Origin of the sequence: Curtobacterium sp. MMLR14_010, from assembly GCF_001865015.1 — a bacterium.
Classification (GTDB): domain Bacteria; phylum Actinomycetota; class Actinomycetes; order Actinomycetales; family Microbacteriaceae; genus Curtobacterium.
Window position 1 is genome coordinate 13581 of sequence record NZ_MJGV01000021.1, and the last position, 17022, is coordinate 30602.

General features: G+C 69.8%; 19 protein-coding genes. 13 read left to right on the forward strand and 6 right to left on the reverse strand.

Features of this window, described 5'->3' with window-relative positions:
- Window positions 1–14: 14 nt before the first annotated feature.
- From BIU98_RS04325 to BIU98_RS04365, 9 genes are all read left to right on the forward strand, one after another.
- A complete protein-coding gene (locus BIU98_RS04325; protein ID WP_071272149.1) occupies window positions 15–1526 on the forward strand; it encodes a CoA-acylating methylmalonate-semialdehyde dehydrogenase in 1512 nt (503 codons plus the stop codon).
- A gap of 11 nt (window positions 1527–1537) precedes the next feature.
- Window positions 1538–2449: a 5-deoxy-glucuronate isomerase gene (gene iolB / locus BIU98_RS04330; RefSeq protein WP_071272152.1), complete on the forward strand. Its 912-nt coding sequence runs from the start codon at window positions 1538–1540 to the stop codon at window positions 2447–2449.
- A gap of 17 nt (window positions 2450–2466) precedes the next feature.
- Window positions 2467–4350, forward strand: a complete 1884-nt coding sequence (iolD, locus tag BIU98_RS04335; RefSeq protein ID WP_071272155.1) for a 3D-(3,5/4)-trihydroxycyclohexane-1,2-dione acylhydrolase (decyclizing) — start codon at window positions 2467–2469, stop codon at window positions 4348–4350.
- Between the two features lie 33 nt (window positions 4351–4383).
- On the forward strand, window positions 4384–5319 hold the full coding sequence (locus BIU98_RS04340; RefSeq protein ID WP_071272158.1) for a sugar phosphate isomerase/epimerase: 936 nt from the start codon (window positions 4384–4386) through the stop codon (window positions 5317–5319).
- 46 nt (window positions 5320–5365) lie between these two features.
- Complete coding sequence (locus BIU98_RS04345; protein WP_071272161.1) at window positions 5366–6412, forward strand: Gfo/Idh/MocA family protein; 1047 nt, start codon at window positions 5366–5368, stop codon at window positions 6410–6412.
- A 3-nt stretch (window positions 6413–6415) separates the two neighbouring features.
- On the forward strand, window positions 6416–7285 hold the full coding sequence (locus tag BIU98_RS04350; RefSeq protein WP_071272163.1) for a sugar phosphate isomerase/epimerase: 870 nt from the start codon (window positions 6416–6418) through the stop codon (window positions 7283–7285).
- Entirely contained in the window at window positions 7282–8421 is a 1140-nt protein-coding gene (locus tag BIU98_RS04355) for a transaldolase family protein (protein WP_254787789.1), read from the forward strand. Before BIU98_RS04350 ends, BIU98_RS04355 begins: the two co-directional genes overlap by 4 nt.
- 5 nt (window positions 8422–8426) lie before the next feature.
- Window positions 8427–9620, forward strand: coding sequence for a Gfo/Idh/MocA family protein (locus tag BIU98_RS04360; RefSeq protein WP_071272166.1), 1194 nt, complete (start codon window positions 8427–8429; stop codon window positions 9618–9620).
- A gap of 121 nt (window positions 9621–9741) precedes the next feature.
- Entirely contained in the window at window positions 9742–10149 is a 408-nt protein-coding gene (locus tag BIU98_RS04365; protein WP_071272169.1) for a tautomerase family protein, read from the forward strand.
- A gap of 8 nt (window positions 10150–10157) precedes the next feature.
- On the opposite strand, the gene BIU98_RS04370 is transcribed toward BIU98_RS04365, so the two are convergent.
- The 4 genes from BIU98_RS04370 to BIU98_RS04380 all read right to left on the reverse strand — a co-directional run bounded on the left by BIU98_RS04370 (window position 10158) and on the right by BIU98_RS04380 (window position 12822).
- Window positions 10158–10916: a GntR family transcriptional regulator gene (locus BIU98_RS04370; protein ID WP_071272172.1), complete on the reverse strand. Its 759-nt coding sequence runs from the start codon at window positions 10914–10916 to the stop codon at window positions 10158–10160.
- Window positions 10917–11013: 97 nt separating this feature from the next.
- Window positions 11014–11604 carry a hypothetical protein gene (locus BIU98_RS18830; RefSeq protein ID WP_139200559.1) on the reverse strand — a complete coding sequence of 197 codons (591 nt, stop codon included), beginning with the start codon at window positions 11602–11604 and terminating at the stop codon, window positions 11014–11016.
- 66 nt (window positions 11605–11670) lie between these two features.
- Window positions 11671–12306 carry an exonuclease domain-containing protein gene (locus BIU98_RS04375; protein ID WP_071272175.1) on the reverse strand — a complete coding sequence of 212 codons (636 nt, stop codon included), beginning with the start codon at window positions 12304–12306 and terminating at the stop codon, window positions 11671–11673.
- A 54-nt stretch (window positions 12307–12360) separates the two neighbouring features.
- Window positions 12361–12822 (reverse strand): hypothetical protein, encoded by a 462-nt coding sequence (locus BIU98_RS04380; protein ID WP_071272178.1) that lies wholly within the window; start codon window positions 12820–12822, stop codon window positions 12361–12363.
- A gap of 137 nt (window positions 12823–12959) precedes the next feature.
- On the opposite strand from BIU98_RS04380, the gene BIU98_RS04385 reads away from it, so the two are divergent.
- The 3 genes from BIU98_RS04385 to BIU98_RS04395 all read left to right on the forward strand — a co-directional run bounded on the left by BIU98_RS04385 (window position 12960) and on the right by BIU98_RS04395 (window position 15470).
- Complete coding sequence (locus tag BIU98_RS04385; RefSeq protein ID WP_071272181.1) at window positions 12960–13181, forward strand: hypothetical protein; 222 nt, start codon at window positions 12960–12962, stop codon at window positions 13179–13181.
- Window positions 13182–13240: 59 nt separating this feature from the next.
- Window positions 13241–14314 carry a redox-regulated ATPase YchF gene (gene ychF, locus BIU98_RS04390; protein ID WP_071272184.1) on the forward strand — a complete coding sequence of 358 codons (1074 nt, stop codon included), beginning with the start codon at window positions 13241–13243 and terminating at the stop codon, window positions 14312–14314.
- Between the two features lie 295 nt (window positions 14315–14609).
- Entirely contained in the window at window positions 14610–15470 is an 861-nt protein-coding gene (locus BIU98_RS04395) for a hypothetical protein (protein ID WP_139200560.1), read from the forward strand.
- 76 nt (window positions 15471–15546) lie between these two features.
- Here BIU98_RS04395 and BIU98_RS19940 read toward each other — a convergent pair whose 3' ends face one another.
- A complete protein-coding gene (locus BIU98_RS19940) occupies window positions 15547–15681 on the reverse strand; it encodes a hypothetical protein (protein WP_302847961.1) in 135 nt (44 codons plus the stop codon).
- Between the two features lie 60 nt (window positions 15682–15741).
- Here BIU98_RS19940 and BIU98_RS04400 point away from each other — a divergent pair, with 60 nt between their 5' ends.
- A complete protein-coding gene (locus BIU98_RS04400; RefSeq protein WP_071272190.1) occupies window positions 15742–16203 on the forward strand; it encodes a phage tail protein in 462 nt (153 codons plus the stop codon).
- Between the two features lie 37 nt (window positions 16204–16240).
- Here BIU98_RS04400 and map read toward each other — a convergent pair whose 3' ends face one another.
- Window positions 16241–17008 (reverse strand): type I methionyl aminopeptidase, encoded by a 768-nt coding sequence (gene map, locus BIU98_RS04405; protein WP_071272193.1) that lies wholly within the window; start codon window positions 17006–17008, stop codon window positions 16241–16243.
- Window positions 17009–17022 lie beyond the last annotated feature (14 nt).

The following is a 17022-nucleotide window of genomic DNA, read 5'->3' on the forward strand; positions in this document are numbered from 1 at the left end:
GAAGGAAGCACCGCATGACGCTCACCGACACTGCTCTCACGACGATCGGGCACTGGATCGACGGGGCCCGCGTGGCCTCGACGTCCGGGCGGACCGCTCCCGTCTACGACCCGGCACTCGGGGTCGCGACGAAGCAGGTCGCGCTCGCCGACGACGCCGAGGTCCAGGCCGCGATCGCCAGCGCGAAGGCCGCGTTCCCCGCGTGGGGCGACCTGTCCCTCGCCAAGCGCCAGCAGGTCCTCTTCGCCTTCCGCGAGATCCTGAACCGCGACAAGGCCGAGCTCGCGGAGATCATCACGAGCGAGCACGGCAAGGTCCTCGACGACGCCCTCGGTGAGATCGCCCGCGGACAAGAGGTCGTCGAGCTCGCGACGAGCATCCCGCAGCTGCTCAAGGGCGAGTTCAGCGACCAGGTCTCCACCGGGATCGACGTCTACTCGATCCGGCAGCCGCTCGGCGTCGTGGGCATCATCAGCCCCTTCAACTTCCCCGCCATGGTGCCGCTGTGGTTCCTGCCGATCGCGATCGCCGCCGGCAACACCGTCGTGCTGAAGCCGAGCGAGAAGGACCCGAGCGCCGCACTCTGGCTCGCCGAGAAGTTCACTGAGGCCGGGCTGCCCGCCGGCGTCTTCAACGTCCTGAACGGCGACAAGGTGAGCGTGGACGGCCTGCTGACCAGCCCCGACGTGCAGTCGATCTCCTTCGTCGGCTCCACGCCGATCGCGCAGTACGTCTACGAGACCGGCACCAGGCACGGCAAGCGCGTGCAGGCCCTCGGCGGCGCGAAGAACCACATGCTCGTGCTGCCCGACGCCGACCTCGACCTCGTCGCCGACAACGCCATCAACGCGGGCTTCGGCTCCGCCGGGGAGCGCTGCATGGCGATCTCCGTCGTCGTCGCGGTCGAGCCCGTGGCGGATGAGCTCATCGCGAAGATCTCCGAGCGCGCGGCCACCCTGCGCGTCGGTGACGGGCGTCGCGGGTGCGACATGGGCCCGCTCGTCACCCAGCAGCACCGGGACAAGGTCGCCTCGTACATCGAGGTCGCTGAGCAGGACGGTGCGGTGGTCGTGGTGGACGGCCGCACCGTCCGACCCGACGGTGACGAGAACGGCTTCTGGCTCGGCCCGACGCTGATCGACCGGGTTCCGACCACCAGTCGCGTCTACACCGAGGAGATCTTCGGGCCGGTGCTGTCCGTCGTCCGGGTGGCCACCTACGAAGAGGGTCTCGAGCTCATCAACTCCGGCGCGTTCGGCAACGGCACCGCGATCTTCACGAACGACGGCGGCGCTGCCCGTCGGTTCCAGCGCGACGTGCAGGTCGGCATGATCGGCATCAACGTGCCGATCCCCGTGCCCGTGGCGTACTACTCGTTCGGCGGCTGGAAGAACTCGCTGTTCGGGGACCACAAGGCGTACGGTGCCGACGGCGTGAGCTTCTTCACCCGGCAGAAGGCGATCACGAGCCGGTGGCTGGACCCGTCGCACGGCGGCATCAACCTCGGCTTCCCGTCGAACAGCTGACGGCCGCGCACATGACGAACGACACCTGGTTCATCCCCGCCGGCTCGCGACCCGAGGACGGCTGGACGGACGTCGTCGACGGCCGCGTCGCGGGCTGGGCGCACACCGGTCTCCGCACCGGTGCGCTCTCCGGCGGCGACGAGCTGCGCCTGCCGTCCGACGCCGTCGAGCGCATCGTGGTGCCGCTCGCCGGCAGCTTCACCGTGACGTACGGCGACACGACGCAGGAGGACACGACGCAGGTGCTCGACGGTCGGTCGAGCGTCTTCGACGGGCCGACGGACGTCCTGTACCTCGGGTCGGGGACCGCCGCGACGATCACCGGCCGCGGTCGGTTCGCGGTCGCCGAGGCCCCCACCGACGAGCACAAGCCGTCGACCTACGTGCCCCGGCAGGACGTCCCCGTGGAGCTCCGCGGTGCCGGTCAGTCGAGCCGGCAGGTGCACAACTTCGGCACGCCCGCAGCGCTCGACGCCGTCAAGTTCATCGTGTGCGAGGTCATCACGCCCGCGGGCAACTGGTCGTCGTACCCGCCGCACAAGCACGACACGCACCGTCCCGGGCAGGAGTCCGACCTCGAGGAGATCTACTACTACGAGTCCGCCGTGGCCCGTGGTGTCGACGCCCCCGAGTCGGCCGACCCGTTCGCGCTGCACCGCACCTACGCCTCCGATGACCGCCCGATCGACGAGTTCCGCCAGGTCCGCACCGGTGACGTCGCCCTCGTGCCGTACGGGTGGCACGGCCCGGCCGTCGCCGCCCCCGGCTACGACATGTACTACCTCAACGTGATGGCCGGGCCCGACCCGGAGCGCGTCTGGAACATCACCGACGACCCCGCCCACGGGTGGGTCCGCCAGGTGTGGGAGTCGGAGACGATCGACCCCCGACTGCCCTACACGCACGAGAAGGAGCCCGCGTGACCACCCCCACACGCCGCATGACCGTCGGCCAGGCACTCGTCGAGTTCCTCGCGAACCAGTGGACCGTCGACGGTGACGTCCGCGAGCGCACGATCCCCGGGATCTTCGGCATCTTCGGACACGGCAACGTCGCCGGTCTCGGGCAGGCGATCAAGCAGCTGCACGTCGAACAGCCCGGACTGCTGCCCTACCACCAGGCCCGCAACGAGCAGGCGATGGTGCACCAGGCCGTCGGGTACGCACGGATGCACCGGCGGCGCGCGACGTACGCCGCCACCGCCTCGGTCGGCCCGGGCGCGGCCAACATGCTGACCGGTGCAGCGCTCGCCACGACGAACCGACTGCCCGCGCTGCTGCTGCCGTCCGACACCTTCGCCACGCGCACCACCGACCCGGTGCTGCAGCAGATCGAGATGCCGCACGACACCTCGGTGCAGGTCACGGACGCGTTCCGGCCGCTGTCGCGCTTCTTCGACCGGGTCGAGCGCCCGGAGCAGCTCTTCTCGATCGCGCTCGCCGCGATGCGGGTGCTCACCGACCCCGCCGAGACCGGCGCGGTCACGATCGCCCTGCCGGAGGACGTGCAGGCCGAGGAGCTCGACGTGCCCGTCGCGTTCCTGGCACCGCGCGAGTGGCACGTCCGCCGCCCCCTGCCCGAGCACGGACCCCTGGCCAGGGCCGTCGCCGCGATCCAGGGCGCCGAACGCCCGGTGATCGTCGCCGGCGGCGGGGTCCTCTACGCCGACGCGGCCGCCGAACTCCGCGCCTTCGTCGAGGCCACCGGGATCCCGGTCGGCACCTCGCAGGCCGGTGGTGGTGCCCTCCACTGGGACCACCCACAGTCCCTCGGGGGCATCGGTGCGACCGGCACGGCCGCGGCCAACGCGATCGCCGCGCAGGCCGACGTCGTGATCGGCATCGGCACCCGGTACAGCGACTTCACGACGGCGTCCCGCACCGCGTTCCAGCACCCCGACGTCACCTTCGTGAACGTCAACGTCGCGGCGTTCGACGCCTACAAGCACGGCAGTCAGCTGCCGCTGGTCGCCGACGCCCGGGAGGCCCTGGTCGCGCTGACGACGTCACTCGCGTCGTACGCGGTGTCCGACGCGTACGCGGGCGAGATCGCGGACCGTAAGCGGTCCTGGGACGCCCTGGTCGACGAGGCGTTCGCGCCGACGGGTGCCGCGCTGCCCGGGCAGTCGGAGATCATCGGCGCGGTGCAGTCCGCCTCGGACCCCCGTGACGTCGTCATCCAGGCGGCCGGGTCGCTGCCCGGCGACCTGCACAAGCTCTGGCGGGTCCGCGACGAGCTCGGCTACCACGTCGAGTACGCGTTCTCGTGCATGGGCTACGAGATCGCCGGCGGGCTCGGTGTCCGCCGTGCGGCACCCGACCGCGACGCCATCGTCATGGTCGGCGACGGCTCGTACATGATGCTGCACACCGAACTCGTCACCGCGGTGGCCGAGGGCCTGAAGATCATCGTGGTGCTCATCCAGAACCACGGGTACGCGTCCATCGGGCACCTCTCCGAGACCGTCGGGTCCGAGCGGTACGGCACCCGGTACCGCTACCTCGACGACGCCACCCAGTCGTTCGACAACGGCGAGCCACTGCCCGTCGACCTGGCAGCGAACGCCCGGTCGTACGGCGTCGACGTGATCGAGGTCGATCCGGGACCGAGCGCCATCGACGACCTGCGCGCAGCCGTCCGGCAGGCCAAGACGAACGAGCACACGACGCTCATCCACGTGAACTCCGACCCGCTGGTCTACGCACCCGACGGCGACGGGTGGTGGGACGTCCCGGTCGCGCAGACCTCGACGCTCGAGAGCACCCGCGCTGCCCGCGCCGACTACGAGCAGCACCGCGCCGCGCAGCGACCCCTGCTCGGCTGACCCCACCACGACACAGAGAGCGACAGCGACGTCATGACCGACACCGCCACCCCCACCGGCACCCCGTCCTCGATCCGGATCGGCACCGCCCCCGACTCGTGGGGCGTCTGGTTCCCGGACGACCCGGCCCAGGTGCCGTGGCAGCGCTTCCTCGACGAGGCGAGCGCGGCCGGGTACGAGTGGATCGAGCTCGGCCCGTACGGCTACCTGCCCACCGACCCGGCGCAGCTGTCCGACGAGCTGGCGTCCCGCGGCCTCAAGCTGTCCGCCGGCACGGTGTTCACCGGGTTCCACAAGGGCGACGACCAGTTCCAGCGAGCGTGGGACCAGGCCGTCGCGGTCGCCGGGCTCGCGGCTGCGCTCGGCGCCGAGCACCTCGTCACCATCCCGGACCTGTGGCGGTCGGACGCGACGGCAGAGGTGCTCGAAGCCCGCACGCTCGACGACGAGCAGTGGCAGCGTCTCGGCCGGGGGCACGACCAGCTCGGCAAGGCGCTGCTCGAGGAGTTCGGCGTCCACCAGCAGTTCCACACGCACGCCGACAGCCACGTCGGCACGTACAAGGAGACCGTGCGCTTCCTCGAGGTCACCGACCCGGCGTACACGAACCTCTGCCTCGACACCGGCCACTTCGCGTACTACGGCGGCGACTCCCTGAAGCTCATCGCCGAGCACCCCGAGCGCATCGGCTACCTGCACCTCAAGCAGGTGGACACCGACCTGCTGTTCGACGTCCTGAAGAACGACGTCCCCTTCGCCACCGCAGTGGCCCAGGGGATCATGACCGAGCCGCCGCACGGCACGCCGGAGCTCGCACCGATCATCGAGGCCGTCGCCCGCATCAACCCGGAGATCTTCGGCATCGTCGAGCAGGACATGTACGGCTGCTCCGTCGACGCCCCCGGCCCGATCGCCGAGCGCACGTTCCAGCACATCCTCGGGTCCACGTCGGCTGCTCGCGCGTCCTGAGCTCCGACCGCACCCCATCCACAGTCGTCCACCACAGGAGAACCACATGACCACCGGAAACCTCCGCGTCGCCGTCGTCGGCGCCGGGATGATGGGCGCTGACCACGTCCGCCGCATCACCGCGAAGATCTCGAACGCCGACGTCGCCGCGGTCGTCGAGCCCGACCAGGCCCGCGCCGCCGCGGCTGCCGCGGTCGCGCCGGGTGCCGTCACCGCGGCGTCCTTCGACGAGGCACTCGACCTGACCCCCATCGACGCCGTCGTCATCGCGACGCCCGGGTTCCTGCACGAGCCGATCCTGGTGACCGCCCTGGAGCGGGGGCTCACCGTGCTGTGCGAGAAGCCCCTCACGACGAGCGCCGAGGACTCGCTGCGGATCGTCGAGCTCGAGCAGACGAAGGCCGACCGACCGAAGATCCAGGTCGGGTTCATGCGCCGCTTCGACACCGGCTACCAGGAACTCAAGGCCCTGCGGGAGTCGGGCGCGAACGGCGCCCTGCTCGCGCTGCACCACGCGCACCGCAACCCGACGACGCCGCCGAACTTCAGCGAGTCGATGCTCATCCACGACTCGGTCATCCACGAGATCGACATCATCCCGTTCATCACGGGCGAAGCGATCACGAGTGTCGAGGTCAAGAAGCCCCGCCAGAACTCCCTCGCACCCGCCGACCTGCCCGAGCCGCAGTTCGTGCTGTTCACGACCGAGTCCGGCACGATGGCGATCGTCGAGATCAACGTCAACGCCCAGTTCGGCTACCAGGTCACCACCGATGCCGTCTTCGAGTCGGGCGTCGCGTACATCGGACGCGAGACCTCCCAGCTCGTCGTCTCGGGTGGCGTGTCCGGCCAGGGCGTGACCCCGTCGTACAAGGAGCGCTTCGCCGCCGCCTACGACGAAGAGGTCCAGCGCTGGGTCGACGCCGCACGGCTCGGCGGCATCGACGGGCCGAGCGCCTGGGACGGCTACACGGCGTCCGTCGTCGCCGAGGTCGCCGTCCGTGCCCAGCAGAGCGGCGCGCACGAGCACGTCGAGTACGCGGTCGCGAAGCCGGCGTTCTACGCCGACGCCCCGGTGCCCACGGAGGCGTAGCCCGTGCCGAAGATCGCCCTCGACCCCACGCCCTTCCACCACGAGCTCGACCTGCTCGAGTTCCCGCGGAAGGTCGCCGACCTCGGCTACGAGTACCTGCAGCTGACCCCGCACCGTGATTTCATCCCGTTCTTCCGGCACCCGAAGGCCGACGACGACCTCGTCGACGCCTTCGCCGCGGCATGCACGGACGCCGGGGTCCAGGTGGCGAGCGTCCTGCCGGTGCTCCGTTGGTCGGGCCCCGACCGCGAGACGCGCGAGATCGCCGTCAAGCAGTGGAAGCGCGTGATCGAGATCACCCAGCGCCTCGGCGTGGACACCATCAACACGGAGTTCTCGGGACGGCCCGAGCGCGCCGAGGAGTCCGAGGCCCAGTTCTACTGGGCGATGGAGGAACTGCTGCCGATCATCGAGGCTGCTGACCTGCGGGTCCTCATCGACCCGCACCCCGACGACTTCGTCGAGGACGGCCTCGAGGCCCTCCGGGTGATCCGGGGGCTCAACTCCAAGCACGTCGGGTTCGTCTACGTGGCGTGCCACACGTTCCACTACGGCGGGGACATGGACGCGGTGATCGACGCCGCGGGGGACTCCCTGCAGCTCGTGCACGTCGCCGACGCGTACGACCACCACCGCTCCCACGGGCTCCGCTACATCACCAACCCGCCGGGCAACGCCGTCCGCGTCCACCAGCACCTGCCGGTGGGCCAGGGCGACGTCGACTTCGACCGGTTCTGGGCCGCGCTCGACCGCGTCGGCTTCTCGGCACGCGAGGACACCGTCGCGGTGTCGAGCGTCTTCGCCGAGGACGAGAACGCGGACGAGGTCTCGCGCTTCCAGCTCGACACGATCACGAAGGGACTGCACCGATGACGACCGCACCGACGCCGGCAACCACGACTGCACCGACGAACGACGCACAGGAGACCCCGGCCGACACCCGCCCCGTCACCCTCCGGGCTGCCGAGCAGACCCCCACCGCCCTGTGGAACGACTCCGCCGACCCGCGCGAGCTGTCCACCGCCATCCACCTGTACGGCGCCGTCGGGGCGACGTGCAACCCGGTCATCGCCTACACCTGCATCCAGCAGGACCCGGAGACGTGGGTCCCGCGCATCCGCGAGATCGCCGCCGAACACCCGACGGCGGGGGAGTCCTGGATCGGGTGGAAGGCCGTCGAGGAGCTCTCGATCGCCGCAGCCGCCCAGCTCCTGCCCGCGTTCGAGGCCTCCAACGGACGCAACGGCCGGCTCAGCATGCAGACCGACCCGCGCTTCCACCGCGACCAGGACGCCCTCGTCGAGCAGGCCGTGCGGTTCTCCGGGCTCGCGCCGAACATCATCGTCAAGATCCCCGCGACGAAGGTCGGCATCGCCGCGATCGAGGAAGCCGCCTACCGCGGTGTCTCCATCAACGCGACGGTGTCGTTCACCGTGCCGCAGGTCGTCGCCGTGGGCGAGGCCATCGAGCGTGCGCTCGACCGCCGGGCCGCGGACGGCCTGCCGGAGCAGGAGTTCGGCCACGTGGTCACCCTGATGGCCGGGCGTTTCGACGACTGGCTGAAGACCTCCGTGCAGCGCGACCACGTGATGATCGACCCCGGGTACCTCGAGTGGGCCGGCGTCGCCGCGGTGAAGAACGCGTACCGGGTCTTCCGGGAGCGCGGGTTCCGCTCACGGGTGCTCGTCGCGGCGTTCCGGAACTCCCTGCAGTGGTCGGAGTTCCAGGGTGGCGACCTCGTCGTGTCGCCGCCGTTCCAGTGGTCGAAGGACATCAACGACAACGCGGTCCCGTTCCGCCCCGACGCCATCGACGACGAGGTCCCGCCGCACGTGCTCGACGCGCTGCGTGCGGCGACGCCGGAGTTCGCCCGCGGGTACGACGAGGACGGCATGACGATCGACGAGTTCGACCGCTTCGGCGCCACCGTGACCACGCTGCGTCAGTTCCTCGACGCGGACGCCAAGCTCGACGCCCTGGTCCGCGACATCATCGTCCCGGCCGTCTGAGCGCGATGGACACGATCGGCGTCGGACTCATCTCCGTCGGGTGGATGGGGCGGCTGCACTCCCGGGCCTACCGCGCACTGCCCGACCACTTCCCGGAGCTCGGCGTCCGACCGCGGCTCGTGGTCGCCGCGGACCCGATCCCCGAGGCCCGTGCGCAGGCCGTCGACCGTCTCGGCTACGAGCGCGCCGTCGCCGACTGGCACGAGGTCCTCGCCGACCCCGCCGTCGACGTCGTCTCGATCTGCTCGCCGAACTTCCTGCACCGCGAGATGGCCGTCGCCGCAGCACAGGCGGGCAAACCGTTCTGGATCGAGAAGCCGATGGGCCGCTCCGCCGATGACTCCCGCGCCATCCACGACGCGGTCCAGCGCGAGGGCGTCATCACGAGCGTCGGCTTCAACTACCGGCACGCTCCGGCGATCCAGCGCGCCCGCGAACTCGTCCGGAGCGGTCGACTCGGTCGGGTCACCACCGTCCGTGGGTCGTTCCTCGCCGACTACTCCGCCGACCCCGCCGCACCGCTGACCTGGCGCTTCGAGCGGGAGCGTGCCGGTTCGGGAGTCCTCGGCGACCTGCTGTCGCACGGCCTCGACCTGGCGCAGTACCTGGTCGGGCGGATCGCCAGCGTCACCGCGCTCGCCGACACCGTCATCACGGAGCGTCCCGTGCCCGGTGCCGGGATCGTGGACCGGAGCGCCGCGGCGACCGGTTCGCTCCGAGCCGTCGAGAACGAGGACTACGCCGCACTGCTCCTCCGCTTCGACGGTGGGGCGGTCGGCACGATGGACTCGAGCCGGGTCATGCACGGGCCCCACGCCGAGTACGCGATCGAGGTCTACGGCACAAGGGGCTCCGTGCGCTGGGACTTCCAGCGGATGAACGAGCTCCAGGTCGCGCTCGACGGGCAGGAAGCATCCGGCTACACCACCCACCACGTCGGCCCGGGGGACGGCGAGTTCGGCCGGTTCCAGCCGGGCGCTGGCACGGCCATGGGCTACGACGACCTGAAGACCATCGAGGCCGCCCAGTTCGTCGCCAGTGTCCGTCGCGGCGAGCAGCTCGCGCCGTCGGTCGCCGACGGCCTGGCCGCCGCCTCCGTCGTCGAAGCCGCGGAGGCCTCCCTCGCCGACGGCGCCTGGCACGACGTCGCCCGCGTCGACGGACCGCTCACCGCCGACCTGGCGACCCCCGTGCTCTAGACGGTCACCGAGACGGACAGGAGGCTCCCTGCCAGCGGGTGCCGAGCCTCCTGTCCGTCTGTAGCCCTGTCCAGGGCCGTGGTACTTTGTCAGGACAAAGTCCCGACCAGCAGGAGGCACCATGCCGCTCGTCCGCATCGACCTGACCACCGGGCGCAGCCCGGAAGCCGTCCGCGCCATCGCCGACGCGATCCACACCGCCATCGTCGACGTCTACGGCATCCCGCCGCGTGACCGGTTCCAGATCGTCACCGAGCACCCGGCGCAGCAGATCATCGCCGAGGACGCCGGACTCGGGTTCGAGCGCACCGAGGGCGTCGTCATGATCCAGGTCTTCACGCAGCGCGGCCGGACCGACGACGCCAAGACGACGCTCTACGCGGCGATCCACGACCGGCTCGTGGCGGTCGGCGTCGCGACGGAGGACGTCTTCATCGGCTACGTCGAGAACGGACCGCAGGACTGGTCGTTCGGCTTCGGGCGCGCGCAGTACGTCACGGGCGAGCTCGGGGTGCCGGCGGCGGGGTAGGCCGACGCCTACTTGTCGACGAGCGTGACCTCGAACGAGTAGCGGTCGGGCCGGTAGCAGTGCACGCCGTACTCGACCGCTCGACCGGAGGCGTCGTACGCGGTACGGCTCATGGTCAGGACGGGGTCGCCGTCCTCGATCTCGAGCAAGCCGGCCTCGTCGTCCGTGACCGCCCGCGCGCCGATCCGCTGCTTGGCGACCCGCATCGTGACCCCGCGCGCGCGGAGCAGCTGGTACAGCCCGTGTGACTGCAGGTCGGCGTCGGTGATCTCGAGGAACTCCGGCGGCAGGTAGTTCTCGAGGATGGCCATCGGCACGTCCTCGGCGAACCGCACGCGGCGGATGTGCACGATCGTCGTGCCGGGCTGCACACTGAGCGCCTCGGCGACGGCCGGGCTCGCCGGGACGTCACTGCGCTCGAGGAGCTTCGTGGTCGGCTTCTGTGACCCCTGCGTCAGGTCGTCGAACAGGCTGGTCAGTTCGACCTTGCGGGTGACGGGGCCGTGCACGACCTGCGTGCCGATCCCGCGACGCCGGACGAGCAGGCCCTTGTCGACGAGGTCCTGGATCGCGCGGCGGATCGTCGGGCGGGAGAGCCCCAGGCGCTCGCCGAGGGCGATCTCGTTCTCCAGCCGCGAGCCCGGCGGCATCGCGCCGGAGCGGATCGACTCCTCGATGCGCGAGGCGACCTGGAAGTAGAGGGGCATCGGACCCGACCGGTCCAGGTCCATGAACAGGTCGGACGGCACCTGGCCTTCGTTGGTCATCGCTGTCCTTCGGGAGATGCGGGATGCGGCAACGGTGCCGCCCGGGATTGTCGTGACATTACCATCGGGGCTCTCGCGGTCCGTGTAGCCGGACGGGTCAACCTTCACCTGGTTCTCGCGCTCGCCGCTTCGCTTTCTGAGACCGGTACAGCTCGATGATCTCTGGCACTGTGACCAAGAACGTTTCTGTCCCCGGGGTTCCTGCAAGCGCCCGTGAAGCGTTCCGCTTCACCATGCGCCACCACAACAGCGCGGTCGCGATCGCGAACGAAAGGGCTAGGGAAAGGAAAACCAGTCCGAGGAGACAGAGAGACACCCACTCTGTGTGAGTCACCGCGCTTCGGCTTTCGATCGTTGTGTCCGCACCGATCACTGCAAACAAGAGGCTATAGACCGGGACGAGCAGTCGAAGGAAGTCGACTCCGACAGGCGTCGGGTGTTGAAGAGCATAGGCCGCTGCGTTCTCACGGAGAATCCGAGCAAGTTCAGAACGAAGCGCGTTGTCGTCGCCGTGCGTCACGAGACGTTTGCCCGGGAGTTCCTCTGGCGGAAGAGCCTCAAGTGCCGTCAAAAGCGCCGCAGCGCTCTGAGCACGGTCCACGTGCTTCTTCGAACCAGTCGAGCGCAAAGAGCTCGCGGTGCCGATAATGCCGACGACCGCGCCGATCAAAGCAGTGACTGCTGGCACGGCCGTCCAGTCGCTACTCACCAGATCCGCCGCGGTTCAGTGCCGCCTAGGTGCTGCACTGCCCGGTCAGTCCGCGAAGATCATCGGGCGGTTCGACAGCCGCGGCTGGTTCGCGGCCCGCGGCTTCTCGGCGCGGATCCGCACGGGGTTGATCGTCACGCGGGTGGCGGCACCCAGGGCCTCGACCGTGGGGGCCTCGTGGCGCTGGGCTGCGTGCACGACGATCGCGGCGCAGGCCTCGGCGTCAGCGGCTGCGTCGTGGTGCTGGAAGTCCTCGAACCCGGCGGCCATGGCGGCCATCGGCAGGCGGTAGGAGTCGAGCGTGTAGGTCTTGCGCGCCACGGCGAGGGAGCACATCGAGTGGTGCTCGGACAGCTCGATGCCCGTCGCCGAGCAGCCGCCCGCGATCACGCCCATGTCGAACCGCGCGTTGTGGGCGACGAGGACGTCCCCGGCGGCGAAGGCCACGATGTCCGGGTACTGCTGCTCCCACGTCTTGGCGCGGACGACGTCCTCGGCGACGATGCCGTGGATGCGGGTGTTCCACTCCAGGAAGGCGTCGTGGCCGAACGGCGGGCGGATGAACCACGACGCCCGCTCGACGACCCGGCCCGCGCGGACCTTGACGAGGCCGACGGAACACGCACTGGCAGGCGAGCTGTTGGCGGTCTCGAAGTCGATCGCGGTGAAGTCCAATGACACGCCCCGATCGTCGCACGGGGTTCCGACATCGCTGGAACGCGCCCCGGCGTTGCGTCAGCGGCGGCGGGTCCTGCGGGTGCCGCGGCGCCGACGTGCGGTGATCCGCCAGGTCTTGGTCCGTCGTGCGTGCTCCGCCGTCCACCACGGACGGAGGATCGTGCCGACGAGCTCGAACGCGAGCGCTGCCCCGTCGAGCCGCCACCGTGGCGGGAGGCTCCGCACGTGTGCCTCGATCGCCGCGGCGAAGTCCTCGGTGATCGTGGGGAACGCGGCGTCGGTGGGCGGCGCGACCATCCGCCAGCGGTCCTCCTCCTGGTGGTCGATGGCGGCGTCCTCGGGGTCGTACTCGACGAGGACGTCCGCTTCGAGCTCGGCGAGGGCGTCGTGCAGGGCGTCGAGTTCGCGGGGCGGTGTGGCCTCGAGGGCCGCGATCGTCTCCGGCGTGAACCACCGCCGCTGGTCGCGGGCGTCGAAGCCCATCGAGTGCACGCCGAGTCGGTCGCGTTCGAACCACATGGCTGTCCTCCGTCTGTCGCCCTGGGGACCAGGGTGCCAGGTGGCAGCGGTGTCCGTGTCGCCTGTGGGTGGTGACGTCCTCCGATCAGGGGAGCCGATCCTCCGATCGGAGGACCCGTCTCCGGTAGCCTCACGACATGGGCGAGCCGCGCGACCTCGACGACCTGCTGGCGCAGGCCGAACCCGTGGACGCGCCGCCGCACACGGTGCGACGCACGATCGCCCTCGCGATCGGGCTGGGCGGTACCGGTGCCGCGATTGCGGCCGCCATCGCGGTCGTGGTCGCCGGCGGCTTCGGTGGCGCCCTCACCGCTGTCCTGTGGCTCATCTCCCTGGGGTCGGTCCCCACCACCGACTGACCTGCGGACTGGAGGCCCGGGTCGGCTCCGGCGGGCAGCCGCCGGTAGGCTGTCGTCCCGTGGCTCTCACCATCGGAATCGTCGGACTCCCGAACGTCGGCAAGTCGACCCTGTTCAACGCCCTCACCAAGAACGCGGTCCTGGCGGCGAACTACCCGTTCGCGACCATCGAGCCGAACGTCGGGGTGGTGAACCTGCCGGACCCCCGGCTCGACACGCTCGCTGAGCTGTTCAAGTCGGAGAAGACCGTGCCCGCGCCGGTGTCGTTCGTCGACATCGCCGGCATCGTCAAGGGTGCCAGCGAGGGTGAAGGGCTGGGCAACAAGTTCCTCGCCAACATCCGCGAAGCCGACGCCATCGCGCAGGTCGTCCGCGGGTTCACCGACGACGACGTCGTGCACGTGGCGAACAAGGTCTCCCCGAAGGACGACCTCGAGGTCATCAACACCGAGCTGATCCTCGCCGACATGGAGACCGTCGACAAGGCGATGCCGCGCTACGAGAAGGCGGTGAAGCTCAAGCAGATGGAGCCCGCCGTCCTCGAGACCGCTCGCGAGGTCCGCGCCACGCTCGAGCAGGGCACGCTGCTGTCCGCCACGACGATCGATCTGTCGCCGATCGCGGAGCTCGGGCTGCTCAGCGCCAAGCCGTTCATCTTCGTCTTCAACGTCGACGAGGCGATCCTCACCGACGACGCCCGCAAGGCCGAGCTCGCGGCGCTCGTCGCCCCCGCCCAGGCCGTGTTCCTCGACGCCCAGGTCGAGTCCGAGCTCATCGACCTCGACCCCGCGGACGCCGCTGAGCTCCTCGAGTCCACCGGTCAGACCGAGTCCGGGCTGAACCAGCTCGCGCGCATCGGGTTCGACACCCTCGGGCTGCAGACGTACCTGACGGCTGGTCCGAAGGAGTCCCGCGCGTGGACGATCGGCAAGGGGTGGAAGGCTCCCCAGGCTGCCGGCGTCATCCACACCGACTTCGAGAAGGGCTTCATCAAGGCGGAGGTCATCTCGTTCGCGGACCTCGTCGAGACGGGCTCCATCGCCGAGGCCCGCGCGCACGGCAAGGCCCGCATCGAGGGCAAGGACTACGTCATGCAGGACGGCGACGTGGTGGAGTTCCGCTTCAACAACTGAGACCGACCCCGCGTTGCGATGCTGCTGAGGGCTCACGAGGAGACTGATGGCCTGGTTCCGGAGGCGCAAGCGCGAGGACGCCGCCGCCGACTCCTCACCTCGTCCACCCGTTGCGTCGCACGTGATCGATGTCACGGAGGCGGGGGTCACCATCGACGACAGGCTGCATGAGACGCTGAGCGTGTCGGCGCTCACCGCGCTCCTCGGGGAGCCGCGTGTGGTGCCTCCCGACGACCTGAACCCAGATGAGCACGGGGTCGTACGCAGCACGATGGTGATCTGGGATCGATCAGGTGTGCGGGTCTACACCAAGGGCGATGACGAGGCCTCCGACTTGTCGATCCGGCTGGCCGATGACCCTGACTGGCGAGGATCCAAGTCGCCCGAACTGCTCGTCTTGCACCCCGACAGTGTCTTCGTCGGCGAGTTCACGATCGGCGGGGAGGACCCGTTCGACACCGTGCCCGAGTCCGACCTGCGGATTGGGCCCGTCTTCGTACGCGCCGAGGTCGGACCCTGGGAGAGCATCCTCTTCCTCAACCAGACGGAGTGCGGCGAGATCCGGACGATGTCGTTCGCCGAGCGGTTCGCCAAGAGCAGCACCGACGAGCTGGCACGTGTGGTGCGTCAAGCGACGCATCCGTTCCGCGAGGTCATCATCGGCTTCCGCGCGCCGAAACCGGTCAACACGTCCTCTGGCAAGTGGGAGGTGCCGGCAGCGACGGAGCCGGTGTTGGAGTTCGCGTCGTTCCCGTTCCGGCTCGCGATCATCGAGGAGCTGATGTTCGGGCAGGACCTGCTCACGCCTCGATTCGATGTCCACGACTTCGCACGCGATCCCGGTACCCCGTCCTTCGATCCCGACGAGATCGGGTACGAGAGCATCCCCGCGGTCCGCGACTGGTTCCGCGAGCTCCCGATCCCGACACGCCTCGCGGAGCACGTCGAGACGCTGGTGCTGGACGGCGGGAACGACGTGTACCTCCAGCTCATCCCGCAGTGGGACGGTGAGGACGACTCCTTCGACATCGAGGACCTCACCGCAGACGACCTCGCGCCGTTCACCCGTCTCCGTGCGGTGGATGACATCGGCGGGTTCCTCGGGCCTCGCGCGCGCGCCGCTCTCATCGACCATGGAATCACCGTGTCGTCGTGAGTTCAACGCATCGACTGCCGCGCCCGTCGCCACGTCCGGAAGTTGAGCACGAAGCTGAACGCGCCGGAAAGGGCCATCACGATCCCGCACACCAGCATGAAGCGGTCGGGCTGTTGATGTTCCCGACAGCCAGGCCGATGCCGCACGCGGCGAGCACCGCGTTCAGGACCACGGTCCACCCGGTGGCCGTGATGTTCCGATTCGTCTGCACGCCGACACCGTACGCCACGCGACTCTCCCGCAACCGACGCCTGAGGGCTACGGTGACGCCATGACGTACACGGTCGACTTCGTCGACGTATCGACCACCGGCCTCGAGACGTCCCCGGTCGCCCCGGCCCTCGCCGGCCTCCGCGCGAACGAGGCCCGCTACTTCACGAACAAGTACGACCACGTCTTCGTGACGAGCACGCCGCAGGAAGCACCCGAGGTCCTCGACCTCGTGACCCGGGTCCTGCACGACGAGCGCGGCATCGACATCGCGTCACCGCCCCTCGAGGTCAGCGGGTTCGAGGTCGAGGGCCTGCGCATGGCCTACGTCTTCTACGAGTCGGGCCTGGCGGTCAACGTCATGTACGCCGTCGAACCGGGCGGCAAGCGTGCCGTCGGGTTCAAGCTCTCACTCGGGATGGACGTGCCCGAGGAGCTGTCGTCCTTCAAGTTCGCTCGCCAGCGGTCGAAGCTGGCCGGCGAGATCCGCGGGTCCTACTTCGTCATCAAGGGCGAGTACTGAGGTCCACGAGGGCTCGACCCGCGGACCGACCAGCGCGTCACCGCAGCGTCAGGACCTCGGCGCCGTCCTCGGTGATCGCGATCGTGTGCTCACTGTGCGCCGTCCGGGCTCCCGTGGCGCTCCGCAGCGTCCACCCGTCGTCGTCGGTCACGAGTTCGTCGGTGTCCGCCATGATCCACGGCTCCAGCGCGAGCAGCAGCCCGGGGCGGAGCGTGTAGCCGCGGCCAGCGCGGCCGTCGTTCGCGATGTGCGGATCGCCGTGCATGGTGGACCCGACCCCGTGCCCACCGAACTGCAGGTTGATCGGGTAGCCGGCCTCGGTCAGCACGGACCCGATCGCGTGCGACAGGTCGCCGATCTTCGCGCCGGGTGCGGCGGCGGCGATGCCGGCGGCGAGGGCGCGCTCGGTGACCTCGATCATCGCCAGGTCCTCATGGGTGGCTCCGGCCCCGACGACGAAGCTCACGGCGGAGTCCGCGACGACGCCGTCGAGCGTCACGGCGAGGTCGAGCGTCAGCAGGTCGCCGTCCTGCAGCCGGTAGTCGTGGGGGAGGCCGTGCAGGACGGCGTCGTTCACCGAGGTGCAGATGAAGTGCCCGAACGGACCGCGGCCGAACGAGGGCGCGTAGTCGACGTAGCAGGACTCGGCGCCGGCCTCGCGGATCATCGTCTCGGTCCACCGGTCGATGTCGAGCAGGTTCGTACCGACCGTCGTCCGCTCCTGCAGCCGGCGCAGCATCGAACCGACGAGCGCTCCGACTGCTCGGGCGCGGGGGAGTTCGGACGGGGTGAAGATCTCGATCATGCCGACAACTGTAC